Below are 12,106 nucleotides of genomic sequence, written 5' to 3'. Positions count from 1 at the left end.
TCTAGAGTTTGAGACAGGGTTTGCTGTTGCATTTCCATTGAGTTTGTTGACTCAGTGGGGAGTTGGGGGGAATGATGATGAATTTGCCTTTGCTGTTCTGATAGAGTTCGATTCCCCAGGTCTTGTTCTTGAGGAGTTCTAGGGTTTTCTGTTGTCGCTGGCTCTCGGCTTGTTGGCTGGTTATCTGGTTGGCTTGATGAGCTAAGTATTGCGTCATCGCCCAATTGCCAACGAAGAAACCGATTAAGAGGCTGATAATCGTTGCTCCAGGTAGAGCTAGATACCACTTGAGTTGATTCTGTGATTTCTCTTTGATGAGTTGGGTAGCGGTGCTGAAAGTATTCAGCACGTTTTGACATTCGATTTCCAAGTTCTGTTTGAGCTTGGTTAATTCGCTGCTGTGTAGTTCTTGAATCTGCTTCCTCTCGTTTTCCAATTTCTGCTGGAGTTCTCGATTCAAGTCGCCAAGATGCGTCATAAATTCCCCCTTTTAAACGGATACGTTGGTTTAAACCCTCTCTATAGACTGTCAGGTAGTCCTCTCCCGTTCGAGTGATTTGAAAGTTGGCATCCTGTAGGGTTTTGATGATGTCTTCTCGGTTTTGGATGCGCCCTAGTTTGATGTTTTCTTCGATGTAATTATGGATGACTTTTCGATAGTCGTCTCGGCTAATGGTGGCGAGTCCTGCTTGTTCGAGTCGTTGGTTTTGAGCACCAATGAGGGCGTGATAACCAGGTTGGTAAAGTCTGGCTCGGTTTGGGTCGTCGGGTCTGGCCCATCCTTGACTGTAGTTCCAATAATCGCGCCAGTGGCAGAAATAATTCTGCCAGCCTGGGGGAGCGATGTTTAAACTTTTACCTGTGCTGAGTTCGACTCTGGGGGTGACAAAATGCAGTTCAACGCGACCGCCGCTTGTGTGGCTGTGTTTAACCCAAAGGATGTCGTATTGGTCGGGTTCAAGACCTGCAAAGGCGGTTTTCTCAAATGAATCGATTAAGGCTTGCTGCTGTTTAGAAGTGGGTGCGTCTTCGGGGGCAAAGCTGATGACTCCTGTTTGATATTTGCATTTAAAGTCAAGTGAATCAATGATTTGAACGATTTGCTCTGGGTCGCCTTTTAAGACTTCGGGTAAGGGTTCTCGTTTGACTCCTTTTCCATCTGTAGAACGGGTTAAATAATCAACGATTCCGCAGCCTTTTCCTTGACCTCCGTTGAAGAATTTAACTAACATCTTCATCACCTCCGTTTTTTTGGGCAGATGGGAAAGAAGTTGGCTTTTCACTTGTTAGTTGATTGAGGGCGTTTTCGATTTCTCTTAGGGCTTCAATGATTTCGATGGCTGAGGCGGTTGTTTTGTAAGTATTTGCCCATTTAGCGATTTGGTTTAGGTTGATGCCGATGCGTCGAATTTGACAGGTTCTTTCTTGAAAAAGGGAGCGATCTAAATGTTTGGAAATGGTAGCTTTTTTCATCGCTTGACGGACTAGAGAAGCCAGGGGCATTCCCGCGAGAATCGCTTTTTCTTGCCACGCGGATTTCTCGGCTTTGCTTAATCGAATTAATAGTGAGGTGTCAAGTTTTTCAGCCATCTTCATTTCTTTTCCCATCTGCCCAAAGGGGGTTTTAGGGGGGTACCCCCTAACCAGTCCCCGCCCTAATTATAAACGAAGTGAAGGGTTTTTGTATATTAGCGGGGTATGCTGGCTAATAAAAAAAATCAGGGATGAAAAACTTAGCGTGGTGGATGCTGTTGCCTTTTCTGTTAAAGGTAATTATTTAAAGATGATAGTGATATAATAGTTAGATAAAAATATCTCTACTAGAAATTATTTGTCCTTCCCATCAAAACTTTTACGTCTTGTTGATAAAATTTTCGAGCTTGACTTGAAATATTAGAGAAAATCAGCATCCCATCTATTTCTAAATTATGAGGTCTTTGATAATAAACATTTTTATTATCATCAATAAATTGATCTATGGAGATACCCGACTGATTAATTATCTGCCAGTGAACATTGGTAATTGGATTGCCTTGAGAATCAGTAATTCTAGCAAACATTAATTATTCCCTAAAGATTAGACAAGTCTAATTAAAATAGTAGCTTGATTTTTAGGTAATGTCTGTGATTTAGATCATTGAATTGGATTTAGCTATTAATAATAAAGCTCTCGTTGTAGAGCAGTCATTTATTTGAGGAATGTTTTTTGGAGCCTTTTTTGAATTCGTCAATAGGAGCTTCGCTAGTTTTCCCCCGACCAAGCTAAAAACTGAGATTATTTTTTTAATTATGACCACATATGGAGTTATTTTTAATCATTTTGAGCAGTATTTGTACACCATATTGGTATAAGATTATTTTCATATATAACTACATTGCCGTCATCTTGAACTTTTAAAAACGAATTTAAGCGTTTGCTTGTTTGGGAATTCCATATTGCTTTTCTAGAGCTATAAAGAACTAAATTGCCATCGAGTTGCATAACAACTTTTTCTCCTCCTAACCCTGTTGTATTAGAACACCATAATGCTAAGTTAGAAGAATAAAGAACTAAATTGCCATCGGATTGCATAATTAATGTGTATTTTCCATTAGCTGATCTTAGATATTCATTAATTTTTAATTCGCCAGATGGTGTCAATATATCTGTCGGACTAGAATTTTTTAAACTTGAGTGATTTTCTGGTATTTTTTGCTCTGAAAGCCCAAATTTCTCGATACGACTCCTAATATATGGGCTAGATCTAAGCAAATCTGTAGCTACTCTCATTTGCTCCAAAAAGGTAAAGTTAGACTGTACTTTACTAACTGCAGCTTGCATTTTAGCCTGATTATCCTTAAGATCCAGAATAACTAAGTGAGTCGCAATTCCTCTATGAAACTTAGCCATTGAGTCAGCAGTTAAAGCTCTCAAAGCATCAGCTTGCCTGAGTTGCAAAGCTTTCGACCAGTAGAGGCATCCAGGAATTACTTGTAAGGCTGCTGTGAGTGCGGTAGCAAGCTGAAGATTTGCATAAAAGTGGTTTGGCTCAATCTCAATTGCTTTAAGGTAGAATTCGCAACTTACAACAAGCATCTCTCTTTTTGCTAATAAACTCTTTTCAAACATTTCTTTTTCCTCTTCTTTGCTTAGAAAGGGAAGTGATAGGGCTAGTCCGGTCATCACGAACTGAGTTGTCCCAAATTGAACACCAGAAAAAAGAACATCACCCCACAAACCTGTATAAGTAACGTCGTACTTGTCACCCGCTTTGTACCAATCCTGAGCATCGCAACTCTGTGTTGCTAGCTGGTATAGCTGGTAACCCTCTTCGCTGAGTTTTTTTAGCTTTTCATCTGGGAATATAAATGGTGCCATTTTTTGTTTTACCTCTTAACTCTTGCTTAGTAAGGATACCCAAGAACAAGCTGCCACTTAACTAGTTGTTGAATAGCTGTAGCGATTTGTGAGAATGGGCAGATGGGAAAGGAATACTTTTTAGGAAGTCATTAGGTTAGTAAGTTAACAAGTTAACTTGTTGACTTAATAGCTTGTTAATGGAGTGACTTCTTTCCCATCTGCCCAAAAGGAGCTTTGCTTGTTTCATCGGCTTCTAAATCACTAAACAATACTTTGCCGTCTGTGACACCTTTCCTTGCTTTAGCTCTTGATTAAAAAATAGAGAAGCAGGTAGGAGTTGATAAAGGTTTGGGGTTTTTAGAAAACTAGAAATACTTAAGTCACAGTCAATGCTCACTTTCCATATTGAGGAGACTTCTATTATTTCTTAGAAGTTTAAAGATCCTTAAGGAGGTGATAAAAATGGCCGAACATATTTCCATGATGTTGCCAACTGTACAACTCTTGGCCGCCATGCTAATTACTATTAATCAGTTATGGTTGCTAGTCGATAGATTTCTAAAATAGTGCCTTCACCAAAAATGTTGGCAGGATGCCCCCACTGTAACCCGCTCAGGGTCAGTGGCGGGATAACTAAACATAACCAGCTAACAAGTTGACTTCCTTGATTGCATTTCATAACAGCTTCGCCATGTTTACCCCAGGTTAATGGGTGAGTCAGCTTAATAACTTGTTGACTTATTGAGAAGTTAGCTAGTTGAGTGGCGATCAGGTTAACTTCTTTCCCCGAAGCCCAAAAGAAGGTTTAATGAGTTAGACGGTAAGCTGTACCTGCGATAGAGATAGGTTAGACTGACCAATGAAATTTTGACAGCTTAAAAGACTCTGCCGCTTCGCTGCCTATTTTCTTCTTTTCTGCCGTCGCTCCAGAGCCTTAAGAATTTTAGATGGGTCATTGTTTAGAAGACGCTCTATTGCCTCCTCTACGATGACCTCTTTATAAGGTGCGTTCTCCTTACCGAGTTCCAATTGAAGGCTAAGGACAAATTTCTCCAGTTTAGTCAACACTGCCTTATCAAGCTGGAAAGTAGCTTTCTTAAGTTCTACTGCTGGTAAGTCTTCTTTTTGACTTGTTGGCTTTTCAACTTGATAGCTAGTTGAGTCTTCGGTTTTAGTAGAGGTTGGCTGTTCTACTTGTTGAGTGGTTAACTTGCTGTCTTGTGAACGGGAAAGGGTTCTACTTGTTTTCTTGTCATCTTTTTGACTTGTTATATTTATAACAGGCTCACTTTCTAAGATACTAGGTTGTTCATCGACTTCTTCTGTAGCGGGTTGAGTGGTTAACGGTTCAGCTTCTGAGCTTTCAGGCTGCTCTGGTGTATGGTCTTGTTGACTTGTTAACTGTTCAACAGGTTCACTGGCTGGCTGGCTAATTTGTTCAAATCGTTCTAAAACTTTCTCGGTTTTGTTAAGAGGGTCATTATCACTGATTCTGGCTCGTCTGGGCATTAGTCTTTCTCCTAGTTAGTAGATAAAATTTTTTGGGCTATGGCTCTGTAAGGCTCTGAGAGTTTGGGATCTTTAGCGGCGTAGAGGTGAATCGGTTCTCCCGCTAGGTTCGATTCGGCAAACTTAACCGATTTAGGTACAGGCTCGAAGATAGTAGTTAAATCCTGCATTCGTTTGGCTAGGGAGTCGAGGACATCTCTGCACATGACGGTGTTATCGGCCATCGTGGGGATGACTCCTAAAATCTTTAAGTTTGGGTTGAGTCGCTTCTGTACGGCTTGAATCGTGTCTAGGAGAGAAGCTAATCCTTTGAGGGCAAAAAATTGACACTGGACGGGAATTAAGACAGCATCGGCACAGGTGAGGGCGTTGACGGTTAAAATTCCCAACGATGGGGGACAATCAATTAAGATGTGGGCGTATTTGTCTTTAACAGGGGCAAGTCTCTCAGAAAGAATGTAGGAGCTACCGACTTTGCCAATCAGTTCGGGTTCTCCGTTAGCCAAGTAAATATCGGCGGGTAGCAGGTCAAGTTGAGTAAGCTTGGTACGAACTATAGCTTCTTCGACGGTGGCTTCTTCTTTGAGAACTTCGTAGATGGTGGGTTGGTCGTCTTCGCTGTCATCGAGGTTCAAACCTAAGCCAGTGGTTAGGTTGCCTTGAGGATCGAGGTCAACAACGAGACAAAGGGCGGTTTCTGCCAGGATTCCTCCTAAGCAGATGGATGATGTGGTTTTAGCAACCCCACCTTTTTGGTTGACAAGAGCGATAATCATAGCTTGTCTACTTTATGAGTTGTAAACTTGTCAGACAGTTATTAAGTTGACTGGTTGACAAGTTATATTCCTATATTAATAGATTGTTTGGGCAAATGAGAAATGTTAGGACATTTGATGAACAGAAGAGTGAATAAACTTTTATGTTTCAAAGACCAATTAGATGGAGTGATATTCAGAAAAATTATAGATATCCGTCCGTATTGGAATAATCTACAGAAAGTTTTCATCTAATAACGGGATTTGAGTCAGTTGCTACTCAAACGTCATAACTAGTTGTTCTGGCTGAAATTAAATGTTACTGCTTGGGAATATTAAGATTATAGCCAGCCACACCAACACTTCGGTGCAACCGACAGCCGAAGGCGGTAAGAAAAGCTAACCGTGACGCATAGCGGCTGCGGTTGAGCTAGTTCGTTAGGCAGCTTCTTCTTTAAAGATTTTGTAGATGAGCGTTGTTATGTTGAAAGTTGAAGATTTGCTTGGAAAAGGATATTTCCCCAAAGAACTACCACCGCCCTTCACTAGCCAAAAGTTGGCTCATAAATATTCATCCATTAATTCGCTATGGGCTTCTATTTTTAATGCTCTTTCAAGGTCTGACAAAAAAGTTTATAGGGATTCTAGATGCTTAAGCTTCTCAATTCCTAAAGTTGGATTTTCAAGAAGACAAATTTCTCTTCCAAATCCATTGCATCAATCAATTTTATCGGATTCAATATGTAAAAATTGGAGCGAAATTGAAAAGATATATCTCTGCTCTCCTTTGAGTACAAGTAGACCTGTTGTTGATACAAAGGGAAGTAGATCTGTGAAAAATAGAAGAAATTATAAAGAATTTAAAGAGGGATGTATTCTCAACTCCTATGCTCATCTCAGTTTAATGAGAACTGATATATCTAGATATTATCCAACCATTTATACTCATATTATTCCATGGGCGATTCACGGCAAAACCACGGCAAAAGAAAATAGGGATGATTATTCACTTCTTGGCAATATTTTAGATCGAGATGTACGGAATACTCAGTCGGGACAAACAATGGGAATTCCGATTGGGCCTGATACATCATTAATCATCTCAGAAATAATTGCTTGCAAAATTGATGAAGAATTAATCAGCAAAATTGGTGATTTGAATGGCGCGAGATATTATGATGATTATTTTTTATTCTTTTCTGATTATGCCAAAGCAGAAAAAACTCTAAAGTGCTTGCAATCAATACTTGCCGCCTATCATCTTGACATTAATGAAGAAAAAACTAGAATAGAACGGTTTCCAGCCCCATTTGAAAGTTCTTGGTCAATATTTTTAAGTAGATTTGAGTTTAGAGATGGTAAAACTAGTCAGGCTACGGATTTATATCGTTATTTTAGTTTAGCTTTTGAATCTGCTCAAAAGCATCCAAATGACTCTGTTCTAAAGTATGCTGTAAAACGTCTAGAGTACATAGAAATTTTACCCGAAAATTGGAGAGTTTTTGAATCTTTATTGCTTAAGTCTGCGCTTAGTGAGCCGTCTACTCTTCCTGAAGTTGTTAAAATTCTCATCAGCAATGAATCATATGTTTCTAAAGATAGGGTTGAAAAACTGGCTCAAGAAATTATACTTATCCATTGCTTTAAAGCTCATTCATTTGAAGTGTCCTGGTCACTTTGGCTTTTAAGAAGTTTTAAGATAAATCTTGATGTTTGTATAGCTGAAAAGGTTATTGCCTCTGGCGATCCTATTTCTGTACTAATAGTATTGGATATGAGAAACTGTGGATTGATTTCTGGAAGCTTAGATATTTCAAGTGTAGAATTAGATCTTACAAGTAGCTCATTATTTGATGAAAAATGGCTTCTAACTTATGAGTCCGTAAAAAAAGGATGGTTAAAACCGCCTGATCCAGGTTTACTTTCTTCCAATGAATATTTCAACTTGTTATCTAAAGAGGATATTGAATTTTACGCTGAAAATCAGCAGCTTGAAAAAATTGAGATCAATAAAAAATCTGGAGCAAGTGATAGCAAAGAAGCACCTGAGCCAAAAGAAGAGACAATACCATCGGTTGAGGAGTATACTTCAGATGCTAATTTAGCTATAACTGATGTGGTAACTCTTTACTAGAAATCTTGTTTAGTCTCAAATTGTTAAATAGCTACTTTGCTTAATTTGCCTAACAATTCGGTAAGCTGCTGGTGGGACTCAAAGTTACTCGTAGCCGCTCAACCGCACCGTTAGATGGCCACACCCGCTTGTGCCTTCAGGGTGGAAGAAATTACAGTTATGTCAATAATCTATTAGTATTTATCAGTGGTAAACTTACTAACAAGACATTAAGTTAACTTGTTAGCAAGTTAAATGGCTCAGTTGGCTAATAGGTAAACCTGATTAACTTTGGCTTGACTCGCTCATTAAGGTCATTTCAATTTCTGTACGGTCGGTTGACTCCTCGGAGAACAAACTGTGATAGCGCATAAGGACGTTCATTCTTTTTCCGTAGCCTCCTTTAAAGATCACATTGGGGTTAAGCATAACAACACCTGTTTTACGCTTGACAATGTTATGTTTTTCAAGTGCTTGGAGAGTTCTGACAACGGTCGCCTTACTCACCCCCGACCCCCCTTTGGGCAGATGGGAAAAGAAATCTTCCTTCCCATCCGCCCCTCAAAAATCCAAAGTAGAGATCGCCCGTTGTTTCTGCTTATCCGTCACCCCTAAATACCTTTCAAGAGCGGCTAGGGTGCGATGGCCAGAAATCGCTTGAATATGCCTTAGTGGAACACCTGCATCACTCATCCACGTTAGAGCCGTTCTCCTAAATGAATGCGTACTCACCCCTTCAATCTCCAACCTCAAACAAGCTTCGCGTAAAATTCGGTCTGCACTCGCTTTGTGAATATGACCCCTGCCATGTCTGCCAGGAAATAGGTGAGGGTTGTATTTATCTAACGACGGGGCTGAAATTCGATAATCATCCAAATACTGCCGTAACCGAGGATGAATATCGATTTCTCTCGTCTCCTGCTTTCCTTTGGTGTTAAAACAACGGATTACTAATTTATCTCTGACCCCCTTAAGACCGATCGCATCGGCATAAAACAGGGTGCAGACTTCATTGATGCGGGCGGCGGCATACAAACAAATTCCAAATAAAGCTTTGTCTCTTGGATTGACAAAGCCCTCGTTAAAAAGCAAAGATATTTGTTGGGCGGTGAGGATTTCAGCCCGTCCGAAACGATTGACTTTCATAGGTTTTAGTTTACGCTAACAAATTAAAGTAAGATAGTGTAACCCTCAAAAACCCTTAATCGTTCGTTAGTCTAGCTAGGCGAATTTAGTTTTTCTTATCAGTCGAGGGGGTTTTTTAGGGTTTTTTGGCACATTTGATAAGATTTGTTTATAGCCAGTTGAAGGAATGAATTATGCAAAGTATCAAATTACGCTCCCGTGTCGATGCCGATGGGATCTTAAGGTTGGAAGTCCCTGTAGAACTGGCTAATCTTGAACTTGATCTAGTCGTGGTCTATCAGCCTGTCGAGTTGGTCACTCTCGACGCGCAAGAACAAGAGGATCTTCCCCTGATTAAACTCAGCCTCCAAGACAGTATGGCTTTTGTTGAATCCCTGCTCAATCCGCCATCCCCTAGCCCTAAGATGCGTCTTGCTGCTCTTGAATACAAACGTAGCATGGGGTTTTAGTTGGTGGCTGCTCCGACCTTTGCCTATGCTATTGAACCGTTGAATGCCCAACATGATCGCGATAGATTTAACTGTGGCATAGAATCCCTTGACCGCTACCTACTCCAAATTGCGGGGCAAGATTTGCGCCGTCGCGTTGCTGCTCCTTTTGTTCTACAGGATTTAGAGAACAAGCGTATTGCTGGCTACTACACCCTCTGCGCCACCGCCATCGAGTTACAGGATTTACCGCCTCAACTGGTGAAGAAGTTGCCTAGATATCCTGTTATTCCTGCTACGTTGCTAGGAAGGCTGGCCATCGATGAACGCTACCAAGGTCAAGGATTGGGAAATTTCTTGCTGTTCGATGCCTTCGGGCGTAGTCTCAGGAGTGAGATCGCCTCTTATGCAGTGGTGGTTGATGCGATTGATGAGAAGGCGAGTGCTTTTTACCAACATCATCAGTTCATTCCTTTCCCCGACCTGCCCCGACGACTTTACCTACCAATGGCAACCATTGCTTTGATGTTTTCTGGGTAGAGATTAAAATGACTTGATTTTAGTCATTCATAATGTTAATAAATTCAGTCGAGTCGAAGGATTAACGATCTCAGATTGGGAAGCAAACATGAGTTTCGCCGTTGAAAAGCCCATTTTTAGGTTTCTGGCTCGGTTCCGTTTTCTGGGGTGATTAGACTAAGTTTGGCTTTTTTAAGCATTGCTTTAGATTGAGCCTCGTTTTCCTTCTGCCGATAATCATCAAGGTTTTTAACTTTACCTTTCCAGCCAAAATAAGGGTTTAATCTAAAAGCGTAAGACCGTCCAACTTTCGGGCCTCTTAAAATAATTCCCTTTTTTTCTAAAAGTGAAATAGCTCTTGATACATTCGACTTTTTAATACTTATTTTCTCAGATATTTCCTGTTGAGTAACTTGAATCCAGTTCTCAAAGTCAAGACGAGCCATAAGAAACATTAGAACCCTAAAGGCTTCTTTAGTTAAATCATCATCAGCAGCTAAAAGTTCTAGTGCATCTTGGCTAGTCATTATCCAACCCTTGCCATACGGATTCTGCTTAACTCCACAATAAACGATTACTCCTTCTAACACTTCACCAGTATCCTGATCTACGGATGCTATTTTTTTACGTTGCATAAGTTCTCTGAGTGATAGTTATCAATATGATAACTAAGTTATCATATTGATAACTATCTTGATCTGTAACCTTTACAGAATAAGAGTTCTAGAAAAGGCCTTATGTCTTTGTTGAAATGAGCAAATGTACTACTCAAAGTGCGAGCGCACTTTGACGATTGGCGCAGCCCCTTGGGGGCGGATCAGCGCGGGGGTAATGAGGTTTTGAAAGCGACGCGAAAGAAGCGACGATTTCCTTCAATCAATTGACCTGATCATTCAAAGGCCACCCAACAGGAACCAGAGATTTATTTTGGGCAGATGGGAAAGAAGTGGCTACAAGGTTCATCCGTTAAGGCTTACAATTCTGGCCCCCGACTCCGTTCCCTTGTTTTCTGCTGCTCAACAAGAGCGACGATTAGAGCCTCGTTCCAGTCTTTTTGATAGTCTGGTACCTCTCTAGAGATTTGAGAGCCTTCAGGGGCAAATTTAGCTAGTTCTAGGGCAAGTTTTTCACCCGCCTCATCACGATCTGTAGCAATGACGATTTGACCCCCTTGTTTGTGGATCTTTTCAAAGGCTCCTCGAATGAGGTCTTTTTGGTTTTCTGATAGCGTTCCTCCTGTAGCAAAGTAACGAGTCTGGCCGTCATCAAAGAATCGGTAATAACTGAGGCAGTCAATCGGACTTTCACAGATGACGAGGCGTTTGTCTTCTGTTGTGGCCGTCGAATGCCATAAGCCTTTAGTCCCGCCTTCTGAAAAGCCCTTAAATTGCTGGTTGCGGATTTCGTAACCACAGATCCCCTCTCGATCTCGGTGGGGGAAAATGACATTGTTACGGCTGTCGGTGTAAATCGTTCCATTAAAGCGATCGCTCTCGATGGTGTCTCGATTGATTCCTCTGGCGTTGAGGTAGACATGATTGGCGATCTCCTTCATCGAGTCAAATTGAGCGATGATTTTGTGTCGGTCTTTTGTTGTGGGTTTGGGTTTAGGAGCAGCTTCAGAATGTTTGTAAGTTGCGGTGTAGCTGCCTTCTACCCAGGGTCTAAGTTCTTTTCTGACTTCTCCTAGATTGAGCGATCGTCTTTTTTGAATAAAGTCGATAATTGAACCTTTGTCTCTATCATCTTTGACGGAGGAGTAGAAGTAATGTCCGTCCTTTTGATCGACTCCGATTAAGATTTTGTCTCCTAAATGATCTTTGAGAACGATGCAATTTTGACTCGATTTTTTGAGATCAATTTCATATCCTTGAGTTTGTGCATATTCGACTAAATTGATTTGGGTTTTAAAGGTTTCTAATTCAGAAGCTTGTTTCATTTTTATTCTTCTAAGACGTTCAGGATGTCTTCGTAGGCTTTCTCTAATTCTTCGATTCTCTTGCTCAAGGATTTGATGGAGTTGGTTAAGTCGTTGATTTGTTTGTTCTGATTGTTGATGAAGTTCTTGATTTGTTCGTTCTGTTTCTGTCTGGAATGTTCCTGTTTCAATAGCCAGTTTTCGATAAGTTCGTTCTGTTTCTTCTTGTCGAGTTCGTATTGAGTGATGAAGTCTTTGAAGGTCTGGAGTAGTTGTTTTTCGAGGTCGGTCATTTTCTTGTTCTAGAGTTTGAGACAGGGTTTGCTGTTGCATTTCCATTGAGTTTGTTGACTCAGTGGGGAGTTGGGGGGAATGATG

The 12,106-nt window shown here is 40.7% G+C and carries 13 protein-coding genes and 1 pseudogene; 3 read left to right on the top strand and 11 right to left on the bottom strand.

Annotation, left to right across the window (positions count from 1 at the left end):
* From C7H19_RS24000 to C7H19_RS23975, 7 genes and pseudogenes are all read right to left on the bottom strand, one after another.
* Positions 1–1,232 (bottom strand): annotated as a pseudogene (locus tag C7H19_RS24000) (relaxase/mobilization nuclease domain-containing protein); the annotation flags it as partial.
* Positions 1,222–1,590 (bottom strand): MobC family plasmid mobilization relaxosome protein, encoded by a 369-nt coding sequence (locus tag C7H19_RS23995; RefSeq protein WP_106459434.1) that lies wholly within the window; start codon positions 1,588–1,590, stop codon positions 1,222–1,224. The pseudogene C7H19_RS24000 and the gene C7H19_RS23995, both read right to left, overlap by 11 nt.
* Before the next feature lie 230 nt (positions 1,591–1,820).
* Positions 1,821–2,060, bottom strand: a complete 240-nt coding sequence (locus tag C7H19_RS23990; RefSeq protein ID WP_106459433.1) for a hypothetical protein — start codon at positions 2,058–2,060, stop codon at positions 1,821–1,823.
* Between the two features lie 251 nt (positions 2,061–2,311).
* On the bottom strand, positions 2,312–3,358 hold the full coding sequence (locus C7H19_RS23985) for a hypothetical protein (RefSeq protein WP_106459432.1): 1,047 nt from the start codon (positions 3,356–3,358) through the stop codon (positions 2,312–2,314).
* Between the two features lie 508 nt (positions 3,359–3,866).
* Positions 3,867–4,019 carry a hypothetical protein gene (locus C7H19_RS26000; RefSeq protein ID WP_181280728.1) on the bottom strand — a complete coding sequence of 51 codons (153 nt, stop codon included), beginning with the start codon at positions 4,017–4,019 and terminating at the stop codon, positions 3,867–3,869.
* 221 nt (positions 4,020–4,240) lie between these two features.
* Positions 4,241–4,849 carry a hypothetical protein gene (locus C7H19_RS23980; RefSeq protein ID WP_106459431.1) on the bottom strand — a complete coding sequence of 203 codons (609 nt, stop codon included), beginning with the start codon at positions 4,847–4,849 and terminating at the stop codon, positions 4,241–4,243.
* Positions 4,850–4,860: 11 nt separating this feature from the next.
* A complete protein-coding gene (locus C7H19_RS23975; protein ID WP_106459430.1) occupies positions 4,861–5,625 on the bottom strand; it encodes a ParA family protein in 765 nt (254 codons plus the stop codon).
* 460 nt (positions 5,626–6,085) lie between these two features.
* On the opposite strand from C7H19_RS23975, the gene C7H19_RS23970 reads away from it, so the two are divergent.
* A complete protein-coding gene (locus C7H19_RS23970; RefSeq protein WP_219907738.1) occupies positions 6,086–7,738 on the top strand; it encodes an RNA-directed DNA polymerase in 1,653 nt (550 codons plus the stop codon).
* Positions 7,739–8,002: 264 nt separating this feature from the next.
* On the opposite strand, the gene C7H19_RS27310 is transcribed toward C7H19_RS23970, so the two are convergent.
* Both C7H19_RS27310 and C7H19_RS23960 read right to left on the bottom strand, forming a co-directional pair.
* On the bottom strand, positions 8,003–8,224 hold the full coding sequence (locus C7H19_RS27310) for a replication/maintenance protein RepL (RefSeq protein ID WP_181280727.1): 222 nt from the start codon (positions 8,222–8,224) through the stop codon (positions 8,003–8,005).
* 54 nt (positions 8,225–8,278) lie between these two features.
* Positions 8,279–8,863, bottom strand: coding sequence for a tyrosine-type recombinase/integrase (locus C7H19_RS23960; protein WP_106459427.1), 585 nt, complete (start codon positions 8,861–8,863; stop codon positions 8,279–8,281).
* A 173-nt stretch (positions 8,864–9,036) separates the two neighbouring features.
* On the opposite strand from C7H19_RS23960, the gene C7H19_RS23955 reads away from it, so the two are divergent.
* On the top strand, positions 9,037–9,312 hold the full coding sequence (locus tag C7H19_RS23955; RefSeq protein ID WP_106459426.1) for a type II toxin -antitoxin system TacA 1-like antitoxin: 276 nt from the start codon (positions 9,037–9,039) through the stop codon (positions 9,310–9,312).
* Between the two features lie 3 nt (positions 9,313–9,315).
* Positions 9,316–9,831 (top strand): GNAT family protein, encoded by a 516-nt coding sequence (locus C7H19_RS23950; protein WP_106459436.1) that lies wholly within the window; start codon positions 9,316–9,318, stop codon positions 9,829–9,831.
* A 116-nt stretch (positions 9,832–9,947) separates the two neighbouring features.
* Here C7H19_RS23950 and C7H19_RS23940 read toward each other — a convergent pair whose 3' ends face one another.
* Both C7H19_RS23940 and C7H19_RS23935 read right to left on the bottom strand, forming a co-directional pair.
* Entirely contained in the window at positions 9,948–10,445 is a 498-nt protein-coding gene (locus C7H19_RS23940; protein WP_106459425.1) for a MarR family transcriptional regulator, read from the bottom strand.
* Positions 10,446–10,783: 338 nt separating this feature from the next.
* Positions 10,784–12,106: DUF3991 and toprim domain-containing protein (locus tag C7H19_RS23935; RefSeq protein ID WP_219907737.1), on the bottom strand; the 1,323-nt coding region annotated here is incomplete at its 5' end.

Origin of the sequence: Aphanothece hegewaldii CCALA 016, from assembly GCF_003007785.1 — a bacterium.
Classification (GTDB): domain Bacteria; phylum Cyanobacteriota; class Cyanobacteriia; order Cyanobacteriales; family Microcystaceae; genus Chroococcus; species Chroococcus hegewaldii.
This window is presented reverse-complemented; position numbering and strand designations above follow the sequence as displayed.

Excerpts from the sequence above, each read along its gene's own strand:
- C7H19_RS23995 (WP_106459434.1), bottom strand. The coding sequence starts at position 1,590 with ATGGCTGAAAAACTTGACACCTCACTATTAATTCGATTAAGCAAAGCC.
- C7H19_RS23990 (WP_106459433.1), bottom strand. The coding sequence starts at position 2,060 with ATGTTTGCTAGAATTACTGATTCTCAAGGCAATCCAATTACCAATGTT.
- C7H19_RS23985 (WP_106459432.1), bottom strand. The coding sequence starts at position 3,358 with ATGGCACCATTTATATTCCCAGATGAAAAGCTAAAAAAACTCAGCGAA.
- C7H19_RS26000 (WP_181280728.1), bottom strand. The coding sequence starts at position 4,019 with ATGAAATGCAATCAAGGAAGTCAACTTGTTAGCTGGTTATGTTTAGTT.
- C7H19_RS23980 (WP_106459431.1), bottom strand. The coding sequence starts at position 4,849 with ATGCCCAGACGAGCCAGAATCAGTGATAATGACCCTCTTAACAAAACC.
- C7H19_RS23975 (WP_106459430.1), bottom strand. The coding sequence starts at position 5,625 with ATGATTATCGCTCTTGTCAACCAAAAAGGTGGGGTTGCTAAAACCACA.
- C7H19_RS23970 (WP_219907738.1), top strand. The coding sequence starts at position 6,086 with ATGTTGAAAGTTGAAGATTTGCTTGGAAAAGGATATTTCCCCAAAGAA.
- C7H19_RS23960 (WP_106459427.1), bottom strand. The coding sequence starts at position 8,863 with ATGAAAGTCAATCGTTTCGGACGGGCTGAAATCCTCACCGCCCAACAA.
- C7H19_RS23955 (WP_106459426.1), top strand. The coding sequence starts at position 9,037 with ATGCAAAGTATCAAATTACGCTCCCGTGTCGATGCCGATGGGATCTTA.
- C7H19_RS23940 (WP_106459425.1), bottom strand. The coding sequence starts at position 10,445 with ATGCAACGTAAAAAAATAGCATCCGTAGATCAGGATACTGGTGAAGTG.